This window comes from Pontibacter sp. H249 (genome assembly GCF_037892465.1).
Taxonomy (GTDB): domain Bacteria; phylum Bacteroidota; class Bacteroidia; order Cytophagales; family Hymenobacteraceae; genus Pontibacter.
On the sequence record NZ_JBBKTR010000002.1, the window covers coordinates 233,772 to 259,280 of the forward strand.

Genomic DNA, 25,509 nt, shown 5'->3' on the forward strand with positions numbered 1-25,509 from the left:
AAAATTTAAGCTTCTTAGAATGTTAAGTTAACACCTCCTGTTATTGATCTTGGCTGTGGTAAAGCAAAGAATGACTCACCTGCAACTTGGTTAGAACCACCATTCGCTGATACTTCAGGATCTGGACCTCTGAAGTTATCTGCTGTCAGTGTCCATAAGTTCTGTCCCATAACATATACACGAGCTGAAGAAAGCACTTTGCTCTTCGCAACTAAGTTCTGAGGTAGCGTATAGCCTAAGGTTACATTCTTTAATCTCAGGTAAGAGCCATCCTGCAAATGCAGAGTAGATAACTGAGCAAAGTTAGGAAGCGTTGGGCTATTAAGTGCCGGAGCAAATGCATCTCTGTTTTCAGGCGTCCAGTAATCTAACAAGTCTGTGCTCTTGTTGAATGCACTTAACATGTTCTCTGTAAAGCGAAGACCATCAATAAGCACCTTATTACCATAAGAGAAGTTAAAGAAGGTATTCAGGTCAAATGCTTTATATCTGATTCTGTTTGTAAAGCCGCCTGTAAAATCAGGAATCGCGCTACCTGCAACAACACGGTTTGCCGTTGAGTAAGTAGTAGTTACATTACCATCTTTATCTAACCACTCAGCATTACCAGTTTCTGGATTCACACCTACATATCTAACTAGATAGAATGTATTCAGGCTTTCCCCTTCAATAGCTCTTTGTGCTGTACTACCTGAGATAAAGTTTCTTCCTTCAGGGTCTTTGTTGTCAGGTAAAGAAAGAATTTCATTTTTCAAGAAGCCCATATTTAAGCTGGTAGTCCACTCAAAATCTGGTCTAGTTATATTTCTGCTTGTAAGCATTAGGTCAATACCCCGGTTTCTCATTTCACCCACGTTTCTAGTAGCGCTGGCGAAACCTGTTGTATACGGATATGGCTGACTTGCAAGTAAACTTACAGTGTTCTTGTTATAGAAACTCGCTTCGATATCTAATCTTTCAAACACAGTTGCATTTAAAGTAATATCAAACTGAGCTGTTTCTTCCCATGCTAAATCTGGGTTAGGTACAGTTGTTGGAATCAAACCAGATTTACCATTGTAGTCAGCACCGCTACCACCTGCAAAAAGGCCTAGGTATGCGAAGTTACCAATTCTGTCATTACCAGAAGTACCATAGCTCGTCTTCAACTTCAAGAAGTTAAGGAATCCTACATTCTGCAGGAAGCTTTCTTCTGATAAAACCCAACCAGCTGATACCGCATAGAATGTGCCGTACTTTTTGTTGGCACCGAAACGAGAAGAGCCATCTCTACGCAATGTACCTTCTAATAAGTATTTGCTGTTGTAATCGTAGTTTACACGACCAAAGTAAGACTCTAATGCCCACTCAGAACCTGTCGCACTTGTAGAAAGAGGTGTACTTGCTGAGCCTACGTTTGGCAGGTCATCACTAGCAAAACCAGAGCCCTCAACTAACATATCGTCAAAACGAGAAGTTTCAAAGCTGTGTCCAACTAATGCTCCAATAGTATGTCCATCGAAAAACTTATTGTAATTCAATGTATTTGTAGTTAGCCACTTGTTATCAGCAATATTTGATCTGTAGCCATAACCACCCGGGCTTAGGATGTCTGGATCACGATATTTCGCATCAGTTTCAACAAAGTCGATACCCCAGTCAGTTTTAATTTTAAAATCGTTAAGGAAAGTGATTTCTGCAAATGCGTTACCAGTACTCCTCATTAAATTGAAGTCGTTTATAGTAAGTGCATCCTGAGCTATTGAGTTAACAATGAATCCAGTGTTCTGGAAATTCCCGTCAGGTCCGTAAGGTGTTACCCAAGGGCTTTGCAGGTAAGCACCTGTTAAAGGCGCTGCAGTGCTGTTCTCTAGGCCAACACGTCTCATGTCAGAGTTTGACAAGTTATAGTTTACGCCAATTTTAACATTGTCGGAAACGCTGTGCGCTAAATTCAATCTACCAGATAGTTTCTTTAACTCGTTACCGATTGTAAAGCCTTCTTCATCAGAATATACACCACCTACATAGAATGTAGTTTTATCATTACCGCCTCTAGCAGAAAGACTATAAGAGCTAATGCTACCTTTTTGAGTTACTCCGTCTACCCAGTCATATGAATCTACGCCATTACCGAAGCTTGGCACAGCAGTACCTCTGGCATTTGCAACAGCTGTTCTGAAAGTTCTGTACTCCTCAGCACTCATGTATTTCAGCTGGTTTGTTGCTTCAGAAACGCCTGTGAAATAATCTACGTTAACCTGAGTTTTCTGACCTTTAGAACCCGACTTAGTATTGATCAATACTACACCATTCGCACCTCTTGAGCCATAAATAGCAACCGCAGCTGCATCTTTTAGAACACTCATTGATTCAATATCATTTGGGTTGATATTGAGAAGTGGGTTAAGACCAGAGCTAGCACCTTGAGTGAAAGAGTAGCCACCATCGTTCAAAGGAACACCATCGATCACATAAAGCGGCTGACCACCAGCTGTGATAGAAGAAACACCTCTAACGCGTACGTTTGCCGCAGCTCCCAATACACCTGAAGAGTTAGTCATCTGAACACCAGCTGCCTGGCCTTGCAGTAACTGCTGCGGGCTAGTTAGTGGCGTATCTTTAAAAGACAATGCATCTACAGTAGCAACTGACTGAGTACTTACACGTTGGTTCTGTGTACCATAACCAACTACTACTACTTCCTGTAATTGCTTGTCATTAACAGATATAGACACATTTATAGAGCTGGAATTACCAATCGCAACTTCTTTTGTTGTATAACCGATATAGCGGAATACTAGTGTATTGTTTTCACCTGGCACATTAATGCTAAAAGTACCGTCTGCTCCTGTTGCCGCACCTACTGTAGTTCCTTTAACGAGTACAGCAACTCCTGGCAACCCCTGACCACTTGACTGATCAGTAACTTTTCCATTTACAGTCCTACTTTGTTGTGCCCAAGCCGGAACGGCTAGTACCAACACAATAAAGAGACTAAAGAGTAACCTCTTCTTCATACTTTTTTAGGTTAGTTAATAGTGAATAGATATAGATAATATTCCAAATATAATCATAAAATTGAATCCACAAAATTTACTTGATAAAATAAATTAAATTATATACTCTGATTCCCCTATCATAAATACAAAGCATAGCCAATGCGTTTAACTTATAAAAAAACACAGTAATTAACCCCCAATGTAGTTATTCGATCATTTATTATAATAACTACATACCATACTTAAATTCAGCCCAAAATAAAAAGTACAATTTAAATAACTGTGTTACAACATCATATTTATGATTTTTTTATACTTATAAGCTATTAATACCTCATATCGCAGCATAGCATATTATATTAACAGGATATACAATGATTTTTATATAGTTTTTAATAAAACCCTAAAACGCTTAAAATCGACACATTCCTACTTGAAGAATACTGAAATGTGAACTATTTCAGTAAAAAGGGTAGAAAGCAATATAAAACTAACTAATATTCAATGTTATATCAATTAATAAGTACATGAAAGCGGTATAACCAAACAAGAATTAGAACACTCAAAGTATAACCCTTTCTCTGCAGCTACCGAAACCGACGCTAAAGCAACAATAGCATTGTTGCTCATTAAAGTATAAATTGCAGTGATCACTCTGTAGCCTGTGCTTTATGATTTCATCTCGTACCTCTCCGCCGGTCAAATTACTTTTAAGCTTATACTTTACTTTATTCCTTTTATTACCCCCACTAGTCTCTGTTGGTAATAATGGTACACCGCGCGCATTACTCTGGGAGATATCAGGTAATGGACTTAAGTCGCCATCCTATATGTTTGGCACCATCCACGCACTTTGCCCAGAGCAGTTTAGTATACCAGAACCTGTACAAAAGAAGCTCGAGCAGTGTGACCAACTCTCGTTGGAGGTAGATATGGATGCGCCAAATTTTATGGCAGAACTAATGCAGAGCGCTACATTACCGAAGGGTATTACCTTAAGCAAGGTACTAAAGCCTGAAGAGTACAAGCTTTTAGCAGAGCACTTGGCAAGTACTATGCAGCTAGACCTTAAGATGTTTGATAACATGAAACCATTCATGTTACAATCGCTGCTGCTCTCACAGCTAACAGATTGCAAAGCCATATCATATGAGCAGCGCCTAGTAGAACTCGCACATGCGCAGGGTAAAGAGGTAATAGGTGTGGAAACAATTAGAGAGCAATTGGCAGCCATGGACCAGTTGCCACAACACATGCAAACCGAAATGCTGGTTAAAACAGTAAAAGATATGCCTGCAGCACGTGCCTCTTACTTGCAAATGGTAAAGCTATACCAGGCGCAGGACCTTGATGGCATTTCCAGCATTATGCAAGAAGACATGCCCGAAGAGGAGTATAAACTTTACGAAAAAATCTTTCTCACTGCCCGCAACCTGCGCTGGATACCAGTAATAGAACGTGAAGCAAAAGCAAAACCTACTTTCTTTGCTGTAGGGGCAGGGCATTTAACCGGTGACCAAGGCGTGCTGGAGCTGCTCCGGCAACGAGGCTATACAGTGAAGCCTATCATTAATTAAATATAGCTTTACTAACTACATGCATTGCCGTAATATCGTATAGTTGAATTGATGACTGCCTCTCACCAATACACTATGCAAAAATTTCTGTCGCTTCTGTTGCTTTACTGGCTCCTGCTTGGTTGCCTAATAGCTAATGGCCAAGATATAAGCATCTGTGCTGAAAGCAGATCACAGGCAGTAAAGCGCCAAGCAGTGGCAACCCCAGCGCATCAACTCCTGATGAACAGGTATGATGTTACCTTTTATAAACTGGACCTGCAGCTGGAGCGAAATTCTACTTACATTACTGGCAGTGCTACCATTGTGGCCAAAGTAAAACAAGGAGGCTTGAGCACATTTGCGTTTGAGCTACATCCCAATCTAATAATTGAGTCAGTACAGCTAAACGGGACACAAGAGGAAAGTATAAGCCGCAATGCAGGTGATGTTACTGTTCAGTTAGCTACACCTAAAAATGCAGGCGAAAGTATTGAGGCCATTATAGCTTATAGTGGCACAGCCCCTGCTGGCGCTTCGGCTGCTATAGGCAATGGTTTTAACACTGCCCGTGAACAGAACTGGGGGAACGATGTAACCTGGAGCCTGAGCGAACCTTATGCTGCATACGAATGGTGGCCTACCAAGCAGGTTCTTACAGATAAAGCAGATTCGGTGCATGTTTTTGTAACGACAAGCGCTGAAAATAAGGTTGGTTCCAATGGCATTTTGACCAAGGTTGTGGACCTGCCTGAAAACAGGAAACGTTACGAGTGGAAATCGAAGTACCCCATTGATTATTACCTGATATCGGTGGCAGTATCAAATTATGAGGAGTACCTGCAGTATGCAAACCCTGCCGGAGCCACACGCCCTGTGCCTATACTTAACTACATTTACAACGGCTCGCTGAAATTTCACAAACCAGAAATGGACAGAACGCCCGGGTTTCTGGAGCACTTTTCTGAACTCTTTGGTTTATACCCCTTTCATGAGGAGAAGTATGGCCACAGCCTGGCACCTTTAGGCGGAGGCATGGAACACCAGACCATGACAACTCAAAGCACCTTTACTTTTACACTCACAGCGCACGAACTAGCCCACCAGTGGTTTGGCAACCATGTTACCTGCGCCAGTTGGCAGGATATTTGGCTAAATGAAGGCTTTGCCTCATATGCTGAGTACCTGGCGTTGCAAAAGTTTGCCGTTCCTGAGGCTGCAGAAAGCTGGTTGTTAAATGCCCAAAATTTTTCATTGGTAAGCCATTCTGCCTCATCTGTTAAAGTACCAGACACCACTAATGTAGGGCGAATCTTCGACTTTAGGATATCCTATAAGAAAGCAGCTTGTGTAATTCATATGCTCCGTTTCGAGATTAATGATGATGCACTGTTTTTCAAAGCGCTGCAGAACTACCTTCAGCAATTTGGGGGCGGCACAGCAAACACAGCAGACCTACAACAAATCTTTGAGCAAACCACAGGTAAAAAGCTGTCTTACTTCTTTAAGCAATGGTATACAGGCACTGGCTTTCCAGTGCTTAGTATAAACTGGAACCAGGAGCAGAACCGCCTGCTTATAACGTCAGAAGTTACCGGAAGCGGAGGCACTTCCTTCTTTAAAACAGACATGGAATACCGTATTATTACCTCTGTTGGTGATACAACTATTCGTGTAACGCAGGGTGCAGCCAGCGAGAATTACCTGATACAGGTAGATGGCCAGGTGCTGAATATAATTCCGGATCCTGATAACTGGATCTTAAAAAACATCTCACAGAACAGAAAAAACATAGCTTTGGCTGTACCTGCTTTTAGCGATCCTCTGCTCTACCCCAATCCTGTATCGGGACGGAGCAAAAGTATAAAAGTAGCAAATTTAAGCTTTAACCCCAAGCTAGCAGAAGTATACGACATGACAGGAAAGCTTGTAAAAAGTTACTCGCTAAAGCCAGTTTCTGATGTTAACGTCCCTATTACAGAACTAGCAGCCGGTATATACCATCTTACCCTTACCGATGGCAAAAACCTGTACCGTACCAGGTTTATCAGGGTTAGAGATTAAATTAAACTACTCTAGTAGCGCATCATGGCTATTACTTGCTGGGCCTCACGCACGTTATACTCATAGGCAAGGCGCCTATAGTTTATAAGATCTATAATAGTGCCCACAAAGCAAAGTCCTGCTGTAAAGAAGTATAGCAATCCTAAACCTATTTGTCCTACTATAAATCTTTGAATACCTGCCACTCCGAAGAACCCAATAATGGTTGTAATTAGTATCAGCATGGGCTCACGGCGCCTGCTGCGGTAAATAGAAGCAAATTGCCTCGCTTCATCTTCTGTCATAGGGCTTACGAGCGTCTGCACAAAGCTCATTTCATCCGGTTCAAGGTCCGGCATCAGGTGTAAAATGCTAGCCATATTAGTTATGTAAGGTTAGAGTTTTAAAATGATTTTTTTGCCAACGCAGCAACTTCCAACAACGCCAGAGCATCAACAGTATAGCAGGCAGTGCTAAGGGATGCTCCTTCCATGATGCTTCCCAGTCTCCTCGAAACAAGTACGAAATACTATGCCCTAAACCGCAGCCAAAGCAGCCACTCTCAATAAACCAACTGTAAGGGCATAAACTAAATAGATGTGTCCCATCAGGATCCATAAAAGCCAGCAAAGCCAAAGCTGCAAGCCATAGCCCTGCCTCTGTCAGGTAATGCAAATGCCTTATATGCTGGTACCATTTCATTATTTACCTCATCATCTGCTGCACTGTACTTGTTACACTAAACAAGTATACTTAAATCATGGCACACTTGCACAATTATCAGCAATTAATGTGCTCTGCAGGCATAAAATATAATGGTAACTCTTAAAGAACTAACCTCCTCATACTTTACCCTTTGCTCTAGCTTGTTCCTTCGCATTGTTATTTTATCAGTTCTACTAATTATACTTTATTAAGGCAAACATTATTTAAACGCTGAAGTAAGAAAATAGAAGTAAACTTATAAAAATTTGACAATATGGAATGCAATGTAGGTTTAGTGGAGCAAAAAGCACGAGCTATAGCAGGCTTAACTATGGTGGGAATTGGCGCATATTATAATTCTAAACCATTGGCTCTGCTTGGGCTGATATCGATCGCAACAGCGATGATTCGCTGGTGCCCGATTAACAGCTTGATAGGGTATAATGGCTGCAGAGAAGAAAAAAGTATAAGTAAAATGAAAAAAACGGCATGATGTGCTAGAAAAAGGAGGCAATGCCAGTAGCGAAGAGGTAGATCAAGACTCAATTTCTTTGCAGAAACCGATTATGGTTTACGATGGCAACTGCAGTTTCTGCAGGTTCTGGGTAAGTAAATGGCAAAATTTGGCATCGGAAGAAGTTGACTTTGTTCCTTATCAACAGCTTCCTAAACTATACTATGGTGTTACCCGCCAACAGTTCAGCAGGTCGGTTTACCTGGTTACAAAGTATAGGCGCTTACATGGTGCTGCTGCCGTGTTTGAGGTACTGGCCATTGGTGGAGACGATTCTTGGAACAGAATTTACTACAATGTAGTGCTCGCTGATACTTTTTTTGAGGCTGCTTATCGGGTAGTAGCAAACAACAGAGACTTTTTCTTCTGGCTTACTAAGTTATTCTACACAGATGCTCGAGCCTTCAAATAGAAATTGATTTCAAACCAACAACAGCGCCCGCCATAACGTTTAGCTATACCAAAGCAACATTACCTATTATTTGTCTATGAAAAAGAACTACCTCCTATTTATACTTTTGATATTCAGCGGTGGCTGCTACAGTATACTTCCCTCCAAAGGAGGCGGACAAATAGACACTAATACAAGCACACGACCAATCGTAGCAAGCGATATTGCACTTCCAACTGGCTATACTATAGAGGCTGTTGCTACTGGTTTAACCTTTCCGACGGGTGTGGCCTTTGATGAGCAGGGACAGGTATATGTGGTAGAGGCTGGGTATTCTTATGGCGAAGAGTTTCTTGAGCCGCGGCTATTACGCGTAGAGCAGAATAGAAACCTGAGCACTATTGCCACTGGGCAAAAAAACGGCCCCTGGACTGGCGTTACTTTCCTTAATGGTAACTTTTATGTAGCAGAGGGCGGCCAAATAAACGGAGGTAAATTGTTACGAATTTCTAAAAGTGGCGATATTGCCGCACTTATAGATAACCTCCCTAGCCTCGGCGACCACCACACCAACGGCCCTGTGCCAGGACCTGACGGAAATTTATACTTTGGCTTGGGCACCGCTACCAATTCAGGCGTTGTTGGCCCTGACAATTATAATTTTGGCTGGCTAAAGCGGCATCCCGAATTTCACGACATCCCCTGCCAGGATATTACCCTTACCGGCCAGAACTATAGTAGCGATATACCTTTAGAAAATAAGCCCGGCCAACAACAGACAGGTGCATATTCGCCTTATGGCAGCACAACAACACAAGGCCAAGTTATTAAAGGCAAAATTCCTTGTTCGGGTGCTGTGCTGCGGGTAACACCAGAGGGCAAAAGTATGGAATTAGTGGCTTGGGGATTCCGGAACCCGTTTGGGCTGGCTTTTTCGCCGGGTGGTGTGCTATATGTTAGCGATAACGGCTTTGATGTTCGGGGCAGCAGGCCTGTTTGGGGCACCGGTGATTACCTGTGGCAGGTGCAGCAAGGGCAATGGTATGGCTGGCCCGACTACTCTGGTGGGCTGGCATTCAATGGTGACAGGTTTGGTCCTCCGAGTAAAAAAGCTCCGCAACCTTTACTCGCACAACACCCTAATAAACCACCTAAGCCGGCAGCAGTACTTGGTGTGCACTCTTCTTCTAATGGCCTCGACTTTTCGCGCAGCAGCAGCTTTGGCTACCAGGGCGAGGCGTTTATCGCTCAGTTTGGAGATATGGCTCCTGATGTTGGCAAAGTGCTGGCTCCGGTTGGGTATAAAGTGGTGCGGGTAAATGTAGAAACCGGGGTAGTAACAGATTTCGTTGCCAACAAAGGCAAGAAAACAGCACCTGCATCTAAGCTAAAGTCTGGAGGACTGGAACGACCGGTAAGCGTAAAGTTCTCGCCGGATGGGCAAAGCCTTTATATAGTTGATTTTGGCGTGATAGAAATGACAGAAGATGGACCCGCACCGAAGCATAAAACCGGGGTAATTTGGAAAGTAACTAAAACGGAGGCAAAACCATGAGAAGATACTTTATACTTTCCGCTGCCTTTCTGATGCTACTCTTGCTTAGCTACTGTGGCTCTGCACGTCGCGGCGCACCTATATACGCTCCGCTTGCCATAGAATCAGAGGCGGTGGCAAACGGAGAAGCAGTGTACATGACGTATTGCAACAAATGCCACCCCGGCGGTGCAGCAGGTTTAGGCCCAGCTATTAACAATAAACCGTTGCCTGGCTTTATGATAAAACTTCAGGTAAGGAAAGGGTTTGGCGTAATGCCAGCTTTCAAAGAAGAACATATCACAGACCAGCAACTGGACAATTTGGTAGCTTACCTTAAAGAACTTAAAGCGGCCAAATAGTATACCCCACGTGTTATAAAAAGGCATGTGGCTAAGCAAAACAATTGTGCCTTGTGCTGTAGTATACTCTTAGCCAGAGCACCTTGCAGCACATGGAAGTAATTATCATATTTATACTTACGCTACTGAACGGCTTTTTTGCCTTGTCAGAAACTGCGCTTGTGTCTGTAAAAAAGAGTAGAGTTGAGCACAGAGCAGCCAAAGGAAGTACACGCGCCAAAACCATACTTGAGCTGCACCGCCACCCCGAGAACTTTCTGTCTTCCATACAGCTAGCCATTACACTCATTGGCATTGTGGCAGGGGCATACGGAGGCACCGCACTAGCAGAAGATGTTGCGCCATACATTAAAAGAGTTGAGGTGCTGGCGCCTTACGCTTCACAGGTATCCATTACGCTGCTCGTCATCCTGATTACATATTTTACCATTGTAATAGGCGAGTTGATTCCTAAAGTAATTGCGTTGCGTAACACCCTCGGAGTTGCCCTGTTCGTGTCGCCTTTCATCAAGCTTTTCACTTCTGTATCATACCCGCTGGTGCGCCTGCTGTCTGGGTCTACTAACTTAATTATAAAACTTCTCCGCATAAAGCCTACAACTGAGGCGCATACTGTAACCGAAGAAGAACTGCGGCACATGCTGCGCGTTGCGGGCAGAGAAGGGGTACTGGAACATGAAGAGGAGCAGATTCACCAAAACATCTTCAGCCTGTACGACTACCGAAACTGCGATTTGATGACGCACCGCTCAAAGGTAGAATGGATAGGATCTGACTTGCCCGTTAAAGCCATACAGGAGAAAATCCTGCAGAGCCCGCACTCCAAGCTTCCTGTGTGCCGGGGCAGCCTAGATAACATGCAAGGTATACTCTCGGCTAAGGATTTTCTGGCGTATAAACATAACCAGGATTTTAGCTTGCACTCCATACTTAAAGAGCCGGTATACATTTCCGAAAGCATGCTTGTTGTGAATACACTGCGCCTTTTTAAAGAGAGAAAGCAGTATTTAGGCATTGTTGTGGATGAGCACCGTGCCGTTAAGGGCATTATAACATTACACGATATTATGGAGGCCATAGTAGGCGACATTCCAGATTTGGGATTGGGCGCAGAGCCTAATATTTATACCCGCGAAGATGGCTCACTGCTTATAAGCGGAGCAACTACCATTGCACAGCTAAACCAACATTTAAGCTCCGAATTCATACCTGAAAATCCTAAATTATACTCCACCATGGCTGGATTTATACTTCACCACATCTCGCAGATTCCGCGTACCGGCGATAAGATCGAATTAGATGGCTACACGCTGGAGGTAGTAGATATGGATGGATGTCGGATTGACAAAATCATACTTACAGGAACCCGCCAAAGTGCAGTATAAGACTAATTATCCAAAACAAAAGCCGTTCTGCAAAAACGGCTTTTTCACTTTCAAGAGATCTAAATTCTATATCTTCGGGTGCCTTCTGTGTGTTTTAGTTAGTCTACAAGAAGAACGGCGAAATAAGAAGAATAAATTTGCACTATTGGATCGGAGGTCTGTCATTAATATCGCAGCTAGGATACTTCTGATTATTTTTTTGTTCTTTTTCCAACCGGTGCTTCCTAGCTATCCTTTCTTCTTCAAGCATCTCTTGACTAACTGCATCTGTAAACCCTCTGGAAAAACCAAAGCTCTCATCCACAGTCCTTTCTCTCATGTCTCCGGTAGTGTAAAAAATATCGGAGAGATGGTCACGTCCACTTCTTCTACGTCTCATGGTATTATCCTTTCTTGATTAGGTGATGGTGCTTATCCAACACAGATTAAAATAAATATTGTACTATATTATACGTATTTTAAAATAAAATGTGCTGCAGCAAACAGGCTCTAAAAGATGACTCCACCTAAACATAAATAGCCTGTGCAGATACAATTCCTGCACAGGCTATTCTAGAGTTTTTAAGTGAGGCTTACTTCTTTTTCTTTAATTTGGCTTTAGCTTTCTTGGCCTTGGCAGCCTTTACTTTCTCCTCAGTTTCCTGGGCCTCTTTTAATAACGATTTCCAATCATACTTGGCATCAGCACTGAAGTCGATAGTAGCTTCATAATCATCTGTATCTACCTCCAGCACTTTGATATCCTTGGTCAGGTACTGCTGTATTTCCTCAAGTATAGGCTTCTCTTCGGGTGCACAAAAGCTAACGGCAATTCCTTTCTCGGTACCGCGACCTGTACGGCCCACACGGTGCACATAGTTTTCCGGCTGCTCCGGCAGGTCATAATTTACCACATACTCTACATTAGGTATATCAATGCCACGTGCACTCACATCCGTTGCAATCAGTAGCTTTACTTCGCCTTTTTTAAATTTGTGCATCACATCCTGGCGGTCTTTCTGCTCTTTGCCTCCATGTATACTTATTGCTTTTATACCCACGCGCTCCATAGCGGCTACCACACGCTCTGCGCGTATCTTGGTGCGCACAAAAGCCAGTATCTTCTTGTCAGGGTTCTCCTTCACTACACGCTCCAGAAAAAAGCGCTTATCATCCATGCCCACGTACATCACCGAGTGGTCTACGTTTTTAGCCACAGGATCTTTCGGCGATATCTGGATTCGCACCGGCTTGTTTACCAGCGAATAAGCCAATTCCTTAATTTTTTCGTTGATAGTGGCAGAGAAGAAGAGCGTCTGGCGGTTGCGCGGCAATTTCGTGATTAGGTGGCGTATGTCATGTATAAAACCCAGGTCTAGCATGTGGTCTGCCTCATCCAATACCAACGTTTCTACGCGGTGCAGGTTTATATGCCCCTGACTTACCAAGTCAAATAAACGGCCAGGTGTAGCTACAAGCACATCAATTCCGTTCTCCAGCTTCGCGATTTGCGGCCCCTGCTCTACTCCCCCAAACACACAGAACGTTTCTACGCGCGTGCCTCTTCCGATCTCGTTAAACACCTCCGTTATCTGCATCGCCAGTTCCCTGGTTGGCACCATCACCACGCACTTAATGCCATCGCCGCGTTTACGGTTCTTGCTGAACTGCAGCTTATCGAGTACCGGAATCGCAAATGCTGCTGTTTTACCTGTACCTGTCTGGGCAATAGCCAGTACATCCTCCCCTTTAAGTATAGGTGGTATGGCTTTAAACTGGATATCGGTAGGTTTTCTAAAACCCAGCTTGTTTAGGCTTCTCTTTATTTCGTCGGAAATGCGGTAATCTTCAAACTTCATGTTGATGCGTGTTATACAAGGTTACACCTATACTTACGGTGTAACCAGAGTGCAAAGGTACAGCTAATTGTTGATTATAGCTTTGCCGCTGCCTATTAGCTTATTAAAACAATTCTCAGCGAAATTTAACCATACATTATAGCCTCCTCATCAGGCATTAAAAAGCAAAAACAATAGTTTTATAAACTTTTTTAATAGTAATACTATTACATATAAAACTTTGTCTAATTTTGCTTTGTTAATAGGCTTTTTATAACTGTAATTGAATGCATCAAAATTAAAATGATTGTAAAACAAAATGCAGCTCATAAAGCTTTTGTAACAGTTCATTTAAGCAGCAGTAGACAGTAGCATAAAGTATAACGAATAAAGAATGGCTTATCCTAAAGCAGATAAAAAATTAACGCCGATGCAGCGCTTCCTGAACCTGCTCTCTATTGAGCGGAAGGAGATCATGTACATGTATGTATATGCTGTTGCCGCAGGCTTAATTACTTTAATGATACCACTGGGTATTCAGAGCATTATCGGTTTTGTGTCTAGCGGGCAGGTAACGGTATCGGTGGTGGTGCTGATCAGCCTGATTGTGCTGGCCCTGTTAATTGTAGGCGGTTTGCAGGTAATGCAGCTGTGGCTGGTGGAGTTTATACAGCAACGCCTGTTTGCCCGCACCGCCTCCGAGTTTGCTTATCGTGTGCCGCGCTTTCAGCCGGAGGCATTGCTTAAGTACTACCCACCCGAGCTCATGAACCGCTTTTTTGATGTGGTAACGCTGCAAAAGGGTGTAGCCAAAATTCTGGTAGACTTCTCTACAGCTGTTATTCAGATTGTGTTTGGTCTTATTCTGCTTTCGTTTTATCACCCATACTTTATTTTTTTAGGTTTGCTTCTGATCATCGTGCTAATAGCTATTATCTGGGCTACTGGCGGAAAGGGTATCGAGACAAGTATAAAAGAATCTAAATACAAGTATAAGCTGGTGGCCTGGCTAGAGGAAATGGCACGTTCGCTTAGCACCTTTAAGCTGGTGGGCCACACAAACCTGCCCATGGACCGCACCAACAACTATGTAAAAAGCTACCTGGATGTGCGCCGGCAGCACTTCAGCGTGCTCATGACGCAGTACTACAGCTTTGTAGGCTTTAAAACCTTTATTACAGGGGGCTTGCTGGTACTGGGCTGTATCCTGGTAGTGCAGCAGGAAATCAACATTGGTCAGTTTGTGGCCTCCGAGATTATCATCATCTTGATTATGGCTGCTGTAGAGAAGATCATCATCAAATTGGACACGGTTTACGACGTGATGACAAGCCTTGACAAAATAGGACAGGTAACGGATCTGCCGATTGAAGAGGTAAAAGGCATAAAAATAGATGAACTGGATATTGAAGGCGGCTTAAGTATACAGGCTAAAAACCTGAACTATAAATTTCAGGATACCAAGAAAGTGGCTCTTAAAGACATAAACTTTAACATAAAGCCTTCAGAGCGAATCTGCCTGTCTGGATTCAACAGCTCCGGCAAAAGTACGCTTCTCAATATCCTGCTAGGGTTGCTGCCATCGTTTGAGGGTAATCTGTCTTACAATAATGTTTCGCTGCACGATTTGCACAAGGGGAACCTTCGCAGCTACATCGGTGATAATATTTCTAAAGAGCAGGTGTTTGATGGCACTTTTCTGGAAAATATCACCTTAGGCCGAGAACTTCCGATGAAGGATATTCTGTGGGCAATAGAGCTTACCGGACTTACAGATTTTATACATTCTATGCCAGATGGCCTGCAAGCCTACCTTACAGGTGGAAGTATGCGCCTGCCTGGCAGTATTGCCCGTAAAATTATTATGGCACGCAGCCTGGTGCAAAGGCCAAAGCTCCTGATCCTGGACAACATGGCAGGTATGGCCCGAAAAGAAAAACTGGAAATGCTGCACTTGCTAATAAATCCGCAGTTCGACTGGACTATGATCATTGTTTCGAATGACAGAGATGTGATGCAGTTATGTGACAGAACCATACTGCTTCAGAATGGACGGTTGGTAGCCTTTGGCAGCTATGAGCAGCTAAAGCAGCTGGATGTTTTACAGGAATTAACTGATGTAACCGCATAACGTATGGCTACCAGATTAAAAGAATTTGACGAGACGGGCCATCCGCAACTGGAGGTAATGGCTGAGGTGCAAACGCCACATATGGGCCGCACGCTTACGTATTGGATCGGCGGCATTTTCCTGATCGTTATACTTTGCTTGTTCCTGCCCTGGACACAAAACATACGTTCTACGGGAACCTTAACTACACTTACCCCACAGGACCGACCACAAACAGTGGAGGCTACTATAGCAGGCCGTATTGAGCGCTGGCATGTAATGGAGGGTGCTTTTGTAAAGGAAGGCGATACGATTGCCAGCATCTCTGAGATAAAGGAAAAGTATATGGACCCTAACCTGCTGGCACGCCTTGGAGAGCAGGTAGACGCAAAGCAGCAGTCGGTGGAAGCTAATGAAAACAAGGTTCAGGCGATGCAGGAGCAAATACGTGCGCTGCGCGAGGGCTTGGTTTTTAGTCTGCAGAAGGCACGTAACAAAGTAGAGCAAACGCGACTGAAGCTTCAAAGCGATAGTATGGATGTGGTGGCGCAACGCACTGAATTGGCTGTTGCTGAGGCTCAGTTTCAGCGCCAGGAAAACCTGTACAAGCAAGGCTTAAAATCGCTTACGGAACTGGAGCAGCGCCGTTTAAAACTGCAGGAGGCACAGGCAAAGCTGTTATCTCTGATTAACAAGTACGACGCCACCAGAGCAGAACTACAAAACGCGCGCACTGAGCTAAACTCTTTACAGGCAGAGTATGGCGACAAAATAGCTAAGGCAGAAGCAGAGTTAAACTCCACCCGCTCTTATATTTATGGTACACAGGCTGAGGTAGCTAAGATGCAGAGCGAGTACAGTAGCACACAAGTTCGTAGCCAGTATTATCAGATTGTGGCACCGCAGGATGGATATGTTGTGCAAACACTAAAAGCTGGTATCGGCGAAACCATTAAAGAAGGCGAAGCATTGGCTACTATTATGCCACAGGATCCGGAGCTGGCTGCAGAACTGTACATCAGTGCGCTGGACCTGCCACTAATTCAACGAGGTGATGAGGTACGTCTGCAGTTTGAAGGCTGGCCTACTATTGTGTTCTCCGGTTGGCCGGGTGCCAGTTTCGGTACCTTTGGCGGCAGAGTGGCTGTAATAGATAATACCGGCACCAACGGTAGGTACCGCATGCTGGTAGTGCCAGATCCAAATTCAGAGCCATGGCCGGATGCGTTACGGGTAGGCTCTGGTGTAAACGGCTGGGCCATGCTAAGCACTGTTCCTATCTGGTACGAAATATGGCGACAGCTAAACAGCTTCCCGGCAGATTATACAGAACCTAAAGCTGGAGCCGCAACTAAACCAAAAGGCACCGCAAAAGCAGAGGAGGAAGAAAAATAATGCGCAACTGGAGTTTTATACTTTGCCTGTTAGCGAGCCTGCTGGTATGGCAATCTATTGCCCAGGCGCAGGATACGACACAGGTGCTTACCCTGGAGGAGTACCAGCGAATTATACTTGCCAACCACCCTGTAGCTTCGCAGGCGCGGCTGCTTACAGAACAGGCACGCCAGGAACTACGCATAGCACGCGGCGTTTTTGACCCTGAAATAGTAAGTAAGCTCTATCGCAAAGAGTTTAACGGCAAAGAGTACTACAACACCTGGGATAACACGCTGTATGTACCGCTGTGGTTTGGTCCTGTGCTTAAGGCTGGTTACGAAAAGAACGATGGGCAGTACCTGAACCCAGAAAATAACACGCCTGCCGATGGGTTGAGCTATGCCGGCATCTCGATACCGCTGGGGCAGGGCCTGTTTATAGATGAACGCAGGTCCACGCTAAGGCAGGCACAGCTGATGCAGGACATTGCCGAGGCAGAGCGTGTAAAACTGATAAACAAACTACTGCTGGAGGCAACCAAAGACTATTGGGATTGGCTATTGCAGTACCGCACCGTGCAGCTGTACCAGGAAGCGCTTGAACTGGCCGATTTCAGGTCAAGGGCTGTAAACATCAGGGCACAGGAAGGCGATCTGGCTGCTATAGATACTGTAGAGGCACGCATGGCCGTACAAGACAGGCAGGTATTGCTGGAGCAGGCGCAGCTTAATTATAATAATACCCGCCTGCGTGTGGCAGTACACCTATGGGCAGAAAATGAGGTGCCGCTGGAGCTACAGGAGAGCACCATCCCTACCCTGGCAGGAAGTGAACTGGTTACCATGCAACGCGATTCGCTGGACCAGCTGCTGCAGTTTGCCCGCCGCAACCACCCCGACCTGCTCAAGCTGGACCTGAAGGGAGCTCAGCTGGCTATTGAACAGCGTTTTGCGGCAGACAAGCTAAAGCCCAAACTAAACGTAGACTACAATGTGCTGCAAAGCGACTTCTACCTCGACTCTGAGGCGCTGGACCAGCAGTATATGGGCAACAACTATAAACTTGGTGTAAGCTTTAGCCTACCTCTGTTCCTGCGCCAGGAGCGTGGCAAACTGCAACTAACCAAAGCAAAGCAACAGGTAAATGCACTGGAGCTAACGCAAGCAACCCGCGAAATTGAGGCCTCTGTAGTGGCTGCCTACAACGAATGGCTGGCGCTGGAGCAACAGATTCAATTACAGCAGCAAGCCGTAGCCAATGCACTTATACTTCGCAACGGAGAAGTTATCCGCTTCGAGAACGGCGAAAGCTCCCTTTTCCTGATAAACTCACGGGAAGTAAAGTTGCTGGAGTCGCAGGTAAAACTGTATGAACTCTTGACAAAGTACGCTAAATCGAAAACATACCTGTATTGGGCTGCGGGAGATATGCGTGAATAATTGTTGATTGGAAGATGTTGATTGTGGAATACCTTCGTGTTGTGAGCATTCTCATTGACTTGCTATCGTGGAGCCTCCAGCCCATCGAACTAATGTATGGCATTCTAATAAAACATGGGCTTACCACCTCGGAGGGGGCTAAGTATAGATATAAGCTACACTTCTAATAATAAAACAATCAACCTTTCCTGCCAAACCACTTTTGCACTGTAGTGGCAACATGCATAAAATCGCTGCCGCCGGTACCGTAGGTGTCGTAAGCAAATTTAAGGATGATGCCGGATACTACCACCAGGAACAGCACCCGCACAAAGCCAACACCGCGTTTCAAGGCTGTGCGTGTACCCAGTTGTGAGCCTATTATGCTGCAAACCGCCATCGGTATAGCTACTTCGTAAAGCACGAACCCCTTGTAGGCAAAGTATAAAAGCGCCGACAGGTTGGTAGCTACATTCACTACCTTAGATGCAGCAGAGGCCGCCAGGAAGTTGAAACCAAACAGGCCAATAAAGATAAAGATCAGAAAACTGCCGGTGCCCGGGCCAAAGAAGCCGTCGTAGAAACCAATAGATGCTCCTACCAACAAACCATACAGCCGCTCTTTCTGCTCCGTTAACTTAGGGGCATGCAGCGAGCCAAAGTCTTTTCTGATGAACGTATACACCGCCACCAGCACCAGCATCACCAATATAAAAGGCTTCATCAGGCTGGCATCTATGTGGGCAAGCGCCCTTGCTCCCAAAAACGAAAACACAAATGCCGCACCAGCTGCCGGAAGTATAGCCAGGTAGTTAATCTTAACCGTTCGAACGTACTTAACCATAGCTGCGGTGGTGCCTGCAATGCCGGCAAACTTGCCCGTACCAAAAGCAACAGGCAGTGGCACGCCGGGTAAAAACACCAGCAGGGCCGGCAACTGTATCAGTCCTCCCCCACCCACTATCGAATCAATAAACCCCGCCAGAAAAGCAAAAAAGCACAGGTAAAGTATAGTTTCTATTTCCACAGGATAATCTCAGGATCAACAAAAGCAAAGCCTCTGTAACCAAACTAGTTATCTGTGCTCTACTTCTATCATAAAGTATAAATAAAAAAGTGGCGCAAGATAATTAGTTGTACCATCATCTACAGCAGGAGCAGCCATAAATATTGCTAAAACAGTCCATAGCAGCATACATAACACTCTTCTTGTACGCCTGGTGTTACATATCCGCAATTATACATTTTAGATTTTCAGATTGTGATCAGATTACTGTTACTATACACACTGCTATTAGGCACCCTTTATACCCATACCGGCTGCGATAAAGAAGCCATTGCAGCCCCGATAGCGAAAAAGAACTCTATATCTTCAGAGTTTGCTGCTTCTGTTCCGAAAAAACATGCTGCAGTCGCTGGCTACAGCGGGAAGTTACGGCGTATATTCCGATGAAGTAAAGTATGACGTATCGGTTTACAAACTGCAGTTCACCGATAAAGTCTTTTTAGCAAGCCGGCTTAAGATGCCTTACAAAAAAACTATGAGGGATTTTAATTATGAGTTTCTTTTAAGGACACCTGCGGCAACAGATAATACCATTTACTACTTCCTCTTAAAGCCAGAAGTAAACTCAGGTTGGCATGGCAGGCTCTTTGAAGCTAGCTTATTGCACAGCGGCACCAATGACGATACTTTAACAGATAAAATATGGTATGTTAAAGTATAGCGTTTTGTTAGAATCGTCCGCCCACTACTACACGCTCTTTAACTTCACTCTTCTCGCCATCTAGTCCAAACAGTTCTATGAATAAAATGTAAGGGCCAATGTTGGCTTTAGTGCCATCCTGCCGCAAACCATCCCACCTAAAAAAGCCATTTGTTGCCATCAGCTCATTTCGTACCAGCTTTCTTACCTCCCTGCCCTGTGCATCAAAAATGGTAATGTTTGCTACCAACCCAGACTTGTCGCTACTGTAATTGATGGTAGTAAAATCTTCGTAGCCATCACCATCTGGGGAGAAAACTTTAGGCTCAACAGTAAACAGCTGCTGCGCCTGCACATTTGCCTGCAATTGCGAGTTTAGGTAACCGGGAGTGGCAAAAACAGTAGTAGCAGCCGAATGGAAGTTACTTGCTGTACTTGGCCCTTCCAGCCGTATCCGCTCCAGCGACACCCCGTTTTTATCATCTAAAAGGGTAAAATGCATATCATCAGTGTAGCTGAACCTATCAGCAGTGCGGTTGTCAGGTTGCAGCACCACTACTGTACCGGCAGCATCTGGGTAACTGGGCAGGCTGCTCATGCGCAGAAAGACTTGCTCACGGGCCGCAGGGTAGTTGCTTTTGATGTTATCAGGGTTAGAAGTGAGCACCACGTAAGCTCCCGGTGCCAGCACATAGTTTGCTGCAGTTATACTTCTGATATTGCTGATGGTATCGCCGGAGGTATTCGCTAGTTTCCAGTCTTTCAGGTTTATGTACTTATCGCTTCTGTTTACCAACTCTACAAAGTCTACTCCGTTAGGCCGTGGGTTGAACAGGATTTCGTTAATAACCACATCACCTGGTGTAGGTGCCGAGGGCAAGGCAAAAGCAACCGTTAAAGGTTGATTGCTGAGGTTGCCGGAGCAGTCGATTATACTCTTGGCCGTTAAAGTATACAGCTGCCGCTCCTGCAGCGGTGCAGCAAGTATAAGTATAACCTCTGTAAATAATGGAGACTGAACCTGTGCACTGGCTATACTTATGCTTGGGCTGATGCTATAGTTGATACTGTTTGCTGCTTGGGTACTATCTAAGCGCTCGCTAAAGATTAATTGCACCTGTGTTGGTGATATGGCTGTAGCACTAGCTATTGCCGGAGGAGTATTATCAGGAACAGAAGCAGCAACAGAGTTAGCTTGTGCTGGCGTACCACCACGAGCGTCTACAGAAGCTGTCCAATTGTTGATGCCAGCACATGGGTTGGTTACATCGATCATCTCTAAACTCCAGCCTCCCTCCTGTTTGCTACTGTTTTTGTACCAGGTGTCGGAGTAGTTAACCGCAAAGATTAGTTTACCATTAGGCTGCCGCAGCTGCAGTAGTTCGCCAGTATTGTTTAAGCCGGGAAAGTTACTGATGCCGATGACACGGCCATACTGTGCAAAATTGGCTATCTGGGTGTTAGGTACTACAACGGCATACTCTCCGGGCAAAAGCTGCGCATTAGGCAGTGCGGTAGTAGAGGTGGCATCAGAATAGCGGATACCTTGCAGTGTTAGCGCCTTATCGGTAGTGGCATTATATAGCTCAATATACTCTTGGGCTGGCAAACCAACTGTTGGTGTTTCATCAGCCATAATCTCTGTTATCAGCAATTCATTGTAGCCAGGAAGTACAGCAGGAGGTATAAAATTAAAACTACGCTCTGCCGGAGTAGGCAATGTATTTCCATACAGATCCTGCAAGTTGGCTACTTGTAGCGTATTGTCTCCAATTCCAAAATTCCGACTGAACACAAGGCGTACTGCTGCACCACCCTCTGTTAGCTCAGCGATGGTTGGTTTTATACTTCCGTTCAAAGTATAGTTACCAGTGCTTTGCGCCTGCTCTGGCTGCAGTGGCTCGTTAAACCGAAGTATAAGCTCTTGGGTAGTTAATGTCTGCAAAGCCTGCAGCACTGGCGGCTGCGCATCCGTAATGCTGAAATCATCAAAATAAAAGTTCTTGCTGTTGGCAGAAGTATAGCGCACTAAAACGCCAACGTATGCAGAGCTCTTGTGGATAGCGTCAGTTACTGTACCTTGGCTAATGTAGTTTTGCCCCGTGCCGGTAATATCTATACTTAGTTCCCACTCGTGGTCTATACTTCGGGTTACCTTCACGCGCACCACGTTGTTGTTGGCTGCCACTGTTTTATCCTGCCCGTTGATAATCATCACAGCAGTTTTGCCAGCATCTTTGCGATACAGGCTAACTTCGTCGGCGGTGTTACCGATGCGCACAAAATAGCCATTGCTGTTGGAGCTTGTCAGGTCTGCGTTGTCGGAGATTAAGTAAACATCAGAATAATTGGTGGCTGATGTTGCTAGCCTGAGGTTAGCCCAAAATTCCCAAGTAGTTCCTACCACAGCCTGAGACGGTGTGGTAAGTTGAAGTGTAGTTCCGGTTACGGCAGGTCCGTTAGTTTGCAGCTGGTTTTGTGCATTAACTGTAAAATACTCGCTGTCGCCACTCCAGGCAGGATTTTGGGTGAAGTTACCATCAGAGAAACTATCCTGCAGCTGGGCTACTGTAGTTAGCGGAAGTAGCAGTAACAGAATAAGTAAAGTTTGTTTCATGCGCAGAAATTGTGGTAAAAACTTACGTAATTTGCAGCCGCATCAGCAAAAACTTACCTAACGCCCGAGCAAACAGAGAGACTCGCAGGTTTGTAGAACGCTTTGAGGTCTGGTACAATGCAACCGCTTTTGTAATTTTAGAACTATTACGGGAGGCCGGGGCGTTAGTTAGGAGAGTTAAAAAGTTAGAAGGGTTGGGGAATTAGAGAGTTAAGCTTCAATTTTGAACGAGTGATTGGATGAATGAGTGAATCCGGCACATCTTTTAATCTTGAGAATCCTGATCCTGACAATCAACAATTTAACAATTAAGCCATTAAACAATTAAATATATACCCTAAATGAAAGTAGCAGTAGTAGGCGCTACCGGTTTGGTAGGCGGCGAAATTTTGAAAGTACTGGCGGAGCGCGACTTCCCGGTTACAGAGTTATTGTTAGTTGCTTCTGAGAGATCTGTTGGTAAACAGATGGAGTTTAAGGGTAAACAGATAAAGGTTATCGGGATGCAGGACGCGATTGCGGCTGCCCCGCAAATTGCCATTTTCTCTGCTGGCGGCAGCACCTCTACCGAGTGGGCGCCTAAGTTTGCCGAAGTAGGTACTGTTGTAGTAGATAACTCCTCAGCGTGGCGCATGGACCCTAGCAAAAAGCTGGTAGTTCCGGAAATTAATGCGAAAGAACTGACGAAAGAAGATAAGATAATTGCTAACCCGAACTGCTCTACCATACAGATGGTGGTAGCCCTAAATAAGCTGCACGAAGAACTGAAGGCAAAGCGCATTGTAGTAAGCACGTACCAATCGGTAACAGGCACAGGCGTGAAGGCAGTAGAGCAGCTGATGAACGAGCGTGAAGGCAAAGACGGCGAAAAAGCTTACCCTTATACTATCGACCTGAACGTGTTGCCGCACATCGATGTGTTTCAGGACAACGGCTATACCAAAGAGGAAATGAAGATGATCCTCGAAACCAAAAAGATTATGGGCGATGATTCTATTCGTGTGACAGCCACTGCGGTACGTATTCCGGTAATGGGTGGCCACTCGGAGTCGGTTAACGTGGAGTTTGAGAAGGACTTTACCTTAGACGAAGTATACCGCATACTTGGTGAAACAGAGGGCGTGAAAGTAGTAGACGACGTGAAGAACCTGCAGTACCCAATGCCAAAAGATGCACACGGTAAAGATGAAGTACTGGTTGGTCGAGTACGTTTGGACGAAACTCAGCCAAGAACTGTGAACATGTGGATTGTGGCAGATAACCTGCGCAAAGGCGCTGCAACCAATGCCGTGCAGATTGCCGAGTATTTGGTGAAGCACGAGTTGGTGTAATAGCAAAGTATAAACTTTAGCTCTTCCGGATTTAAAAGTCTGGAAGCCATTGAATGGGGACTTTATAGTCCCCATTTTTTATTATATGCTAGTAAGGCAAGAGACTACTAAACATTTGTAACTGCTTATCATTTGACAATAGAAATAAATATTTATCTTAGGTCTATCTGAATCAAATAGTATGGCTAAGAATCCATTTTACGTTTATGCTTTAAAAGATCCACGTAGTAAACCTGCTAAACCGTTCTATATTGGCAAAGGCACAGGTAATAGAGCTTGGGAACATCAATTAAATATAGACGACTCTGAAAAAGGGCAAATTATAAAGGACATTATAAATGATGGGTATAAGGTTATTCACACTATCATTTCAAATAATTTAACAGAGGAACAGGCTTTAAAAATAGAAGCAGAGTTGATAGCTGCACTCGGCGTAATAAGTCAGGGTGGAATGCTTACAAATAGGGTTAGACCAAATCCCGAAAATATATCATCAAAAGTTAAATTAAATGTTCCTGCGGGATGCTACGAACGCGCTCAGATGGGTTTGGAATTGCTCAAATCAGCTGTGGTAGAGCTGGCCAAAGCAAATCCGGATGGCATTAAAAACTCAGATGCCGCTAAATACTTGGGCCTACAGTCGGACTATGGAGGCGGCTCAAAAGATTATCTTAGCTACAGTTTATTAGGTATCTTAATGAAGGAAAATAAAATTGAAAGATCTAACAAAGGGAAACATAAGTCAATAACTGACTAACATAAACCAAAAGTATACAGCACAATAATTTACATGCCTACCCACCCCATCCATACCGAAAGGCTTATACTTATCCCCTTTACTTTAGAAGTCTCCCATGCTCTTTTAGCTGGCGACAAAAGTATACTTACGAAGTATAGTCTCACTCCTACACCTTACTGGCCGGATCAGGAAAGTATGGATACTTTACCCAAAATCATTAAACGCTTGGAGCAACTACCAGAGCCAACCGGCTTTGAGTCATGGATGATCGTGTTGCGGCGAAATGCTACTGCGATAGGCGATGCCGGTTTTAAGGGTGGACCAAATGAAGAAGGTACAGTAGACATCGGTTATTCTATTATAGAGCAGGAAAAGCAGCGAGGTTACGGTTTAGAAACCGCACGGGCACTTACAGAATGGGCTTTCCGTCATCCGCAGGTAAAAGCTGTGACAGCGAATTGTTTTATAGAAAATGCCGCTTCAATTCGCCTCTTAGAAAAGCTAGGTATGCAGGAAGTAAACAGGGATGAGGAAATGATCTACTGGAGGCTAACCCAGTCAGCGGCACGAAAAGCTTCTTTTAACTTATAAAAATTAAACATGAAAACGAATTACAAGAATTGGTTAAAAGCACCTTCCCTGAAACACGTGATAATCATTACTACCGTATGGGCTGTTGGGCTATTGTTACTTTTGCTGGCAATAACAGATTTCTTCCAGACAAGCCCCTTTGTTAAGAAAAACATGGTAATGGGCTTCCTGATTCTGACTTCCACAGCCACAACAGTGGAGGTATACATTAATTACTTACGTAACAGAAAAAGGAAGACTTCTTAGATGTAGGTGTAGACTTATCCGTGTCTTAAGTTTAGAGATTTCAGGTTAAAAAAACCCTGTCTGTTCTGGATGCAGGTCTTGATTTA

Annotated in this window: 22 protein-coding genes; 15 read left to right on the top strand and 7 right to left on the bottom strand. The window is 44.4% G+C overall.

Annotation, left to right across the window (positions count from 1 at the left end; genetic code table 11):
* Positions 1 to 14: 14 nt before the first annotated feature.
* Positions 15 to 2,999, bottom strand: a complete 2,985-nt coding sequence (locus WG943_RS03365; RefSeq protein ID WP_340406749.1) for a SusC/RagA family TonB-linked outer membrane protein — start codon at positions 2,997 to 2,999, stop codon at positions 15 to 17.
* A gap of 653 nt (positions 3,000 to 3,652) precedes the next feature.
* Between WG943_RS03365 and WG943_RS03370 the strand changes: the two genes are divergently transcribed.
* Positions 3,653 to 4,558 (top strand): TraB/GumN family protein, encoded by a 906-nt coding sequence (locus WG943_RS03370; protein WP_340406750.1) that lies wholly within the window; start codon positions 3,653 to 3,655, stop codon positions 4,556 to 4,558.
* A 75-nt stretch (positions 4,559 to 4,633) separates the two neighbouring features.
* Positions 4,634 to 6,601 carry a M1 family aminopeptidase gene (locus WG943_RS03375; protein WP_340406751.1) on the top strand — a complete coding sequence of 656 codons (1,968 nt, stop codon included), beginning with the start codon at positions 4,634 to 4,636 and terminating at the stop codon, positions 6,599 to 6,601.
* Between the two features lie 11 nt (positions 6,602 to 6,612).
* Here the strand turns inward: WG943_RS03375 and WG943_RS03380 are convergent, their stop codons facing one another.
* Both WG943_RS03380 and WG943_RS03385 read right to left on the bottom strand, forming a co-directional pair.
* The gene (locus WG943_RS03380) at positions 6,613 to 6,960 is read right to left on the bottom strand and encodes a TM2 domain-containing protein (protein WP_340406752.1); all 348 of its coding nucleotides are present in this window, start codon (positions 6,958 to 6,960) and stop codon (positions 6,613 to 6,615) included.
* A 1-nt stretch (position 6,961) separates the two neighbouring features.
* Complete coding sequence (locus tag WG943_RS03385; protein ID WP_340406753.1) at positions 6,962 to 7,282, bottom strand: DUF2752 domain-containing protein; 321 nt, start codon at positions 7,280 to 7,282, stop codon at positions 6,962 to 6,964.
* 277 nt (positions 7,283 to 7,559) lie between these two features.
* Between WG943_RS03385 and WG943_RS03390 the strand changes: the two genes are divergently transcribed.
* From WG943_RS03390 to WG943_RS03410, 5 genes are all read left to right on the top strand, one after another.
* Complete coding sequence (locus WG943_RS03390; protein WP_340406754.1) at positions 7,560 to 7,778, top strand: YgaP family membrane protein; 219 nt, start codon at positions 7,560 to 7,562, stop codon at positions 7,776 to 7,778.
* 1 nt (position 7,779) lies between these two features.
* The gene (locus WG943_RS03395) at positions 7,780 to 8,211 is read left to right on the top strand and encodes a thiol-disulfide oxidoreductase DCC family protein (protein WP_340406755.1); all 432 of its coding nucleotides are present in this window, start codon (positions 7,780 to 7,782) and stop codon (positions 8,209 to 8,211) included.
* Positions 8,212 to 8,287: 76 nt separating this feature from the next.
* Positions 8,288 to 9,745 (top strand): PQQ-dependent sugar dehydrogenase, encoded by a 1,458-nt coding sequence (locus WG943_RS03400; protein ID WP_340406756.1) that lies wholly within the window; start codon positions 8,288 to 8,290, stop codon positions 9,743 to 9,745.
* Positions 9,742 to 10,086 carry a c-type cytochrome gene (locus tag WG943_RS03405; protein WP_340406757.1) on the top strand — a complete coding sequence of 115 codons (345 nt, stop codon included), beginning with the start codon at positions 9,742 to 9,744 and terminating at the stop codon, positions 10,084 to 10,086. Before WG943_RS03400 ends, WG943_RS03405 begins: the two co-directional genes overlap by 4 nt.
* Before the next feature lie 92 nt (positions 10,087 to 10,178).
* The gene (locus WG943_RS03410) at positions 10,179 to 11,471 is read left to right on the top strand and encodes a hemolysin family protein (RefSeq protein WP_340406758.1); all 1,293 of its coding nucleotides are present in this window, start codon (positions 10,179 to 10,181) and stop codon (positions 11,469 to 11,471) included.
* Positions 11,472 to 11,613: 142 nt separating this feature from the next.
* On the opposite strand, the gene WG943_RS03415 is transcribed toward WG943_RS03410, so the two are convergent.
* The gene (locus WG943_RS03415) at positions 11,614 to 11,850 is read right to left on the bottom strand and encodes a hypothetical protein (RefSeq protein WP_340406759.1); all 237 of its coding nucleotides are present in this window, start codon (positions 11,848 to 11,850) and stop codon (positions 11,614 to 11,616) included.
* Positions 11,851 to 12,043: 193 nt separating this feature from the next.
* Entirely contained in the window at positions 12,044 to 13,309 is a 1,266-nt protein-coding gene (locus tag WG943_RS03420) for a DEAD/DEAH box helicase (protein WP_340406760.1), read from the bottom strand.
* Between the two features lie 373 nt (positions 13,310 to 13,682).
* On the opposite strand from WG943_RS03420, the gene WG943_RS03425 reads away from it, so the two are divergent.
* Genes WG943_RS03425 through WG943_RS03435 form a run of 3 tightly spaced genes read left to right on the top strand, consistent with a single transcriptional unit; the run spans position 13,683 to position 18,214 of the window.
* Positions 13,683 to 15,419, top strand: coding sequence for a peptidase domain-containing ABC transporter (locus WG943_RS03425; protein WP_340406761.1), 1,737 nt, complete (start codon positions 13,683 to 13,685; stop codon positions 15,417 to 15,419).
* A gap of 3 nt (positions 15,420 to 15,422) precedes the next feature.
* The gene (locus WG943_RS03430) at positions 15,423 to 16,793 is read left to right on the top strand and encodes an HlyD family secretion protein (RefSeq protein ID WP_340406762.1); all 1,371 of its coding nucleotides are present in this window, start codon (positions 15,423 to 15,425) and stop codon (positions 16,791 to 16,793) included.
* A complete protein-coding gene (locus WG943_RS03435; RefSeq protein ID WP_340406763.1) occupies positions 16,793 to 18,214 on the top strand; it encodes a TolC family protein in 1,422 nt (473 codons plus the stop codon). The genes WG943_RS03430 and WG943_RS03435 overlap by 1 nt, the downstream gene beginning before the upstream one ends.
* A 178-nt stretch (positions 18,215 to 18,392) precedes the next feature.
* Here WG943_RS03435 and WG943_RS03440 read toward each other — a convergent pair whose 3' ends face one another.
* On the bottom strand, positions 18,393 to 19,220 hold the full coding sequence (locus tag WG943_RS03440) for a sulfite exporter TauE/SafE family protein (protein WP_340406764.1): 828 nt from the start codon (positions 19,218 to 19,220) through the stop codon (positions 18,393 to 18,395).
* Positions 19,221 to 19,596: 376 nt separating this feature from the next.
* Between WG943_RS03440 and WG943_RS03445 the strand changes: the two genes are divergently transcribed.
* On the top strand, positions 19,597 to 19,920 hold the full coding sequence (locus WG943_RS03445; protein WP_340406765.1) for a hypothetical protein: 324 nt from the start codon (positions 19,597 to 19,599) through the stop codon (positions 19,918 to 19,920).
* 7 nt (positions 19,921 to 19,927) lie between these two features.
* Here the strand turns inward: WG943_RS03445 and WG943_RS03450 are convergent, their stop codons facing one another.
* Positions 19,928 to 22,516, bottom strand: coding sequence for a lamin tail domain-containing protein (locus WG943_RS03450; RefSeq protein WP_340406766.1), 2,589 nt, complete (start codon positions 22,514 to 22,516; stop codon positions 19,928 to 19,930).
* A gap of 341 nt (positions 22,517 to 22,857) precedes the next feature.
* On the opposite strand from WG943_RS03450, the gene WG943_RS03455 reads away from it, so the two are divergent.
* The 4 genes from WG943_RS03455 to WG943_RS03470 all read left to right on the top strand — a co-directional run bounded on the left by WG943_RS03455 (position 22,858) and on the right by WG943_RS03470 (position 25,423).
* Positions 22,858 to 23,847 (top strand): aspartate-semialdehyde dehydrogenase, encoded by a 990-nt coding sequence (locus tag WG943_RS03455; RefSeq protein ID WP_340406767.1) that lies wholly within the window; start codon positions 22,858 to 22,860, stop codon positions 23,845 to 23,847.
* 181 nt (positions 23,848 to 24,028) lie between these two features.
* Positions 24,029 to 24,604 (top strand): GIY-YIG nuclease family protein, encoded by a 576-nt coding sequence (locus WG943_RS03460; protein ID WP_340406768.1) that lies wholly within the window; start codon positions 24,029 to 24,031, stop codon positions 24,602 to 24,604.
* Between the two features lie 33 nt (positions 24,605 to 24,637).
* Positions 24,638 to 25,177 (top strand): GNAT family N-acetyltransferase, encoded by a 540-nt coding sequence (locus tag WG943_RS03465; protein ID WP_340406769.1) that lies wholly within the window; start codon positions 24,638 to 24,640, stop codon positions 25,175 to 25,177.
* 9 nt (positions 25,178 to 25,186) lie between these two features.
* Positions 25,187 to 25,423, top strand: a complete 237-nt coding sequence (locus WG943_RS03470) for a hypothetical protein (RefSeq protein ID WP_340406770.1) — start codon at positions 25,187 to 25,189, stop codon at positions 25,421 to 25,423.
* Positions 25,424 to 25,509 lie beyond the last annotated feature (86 nt).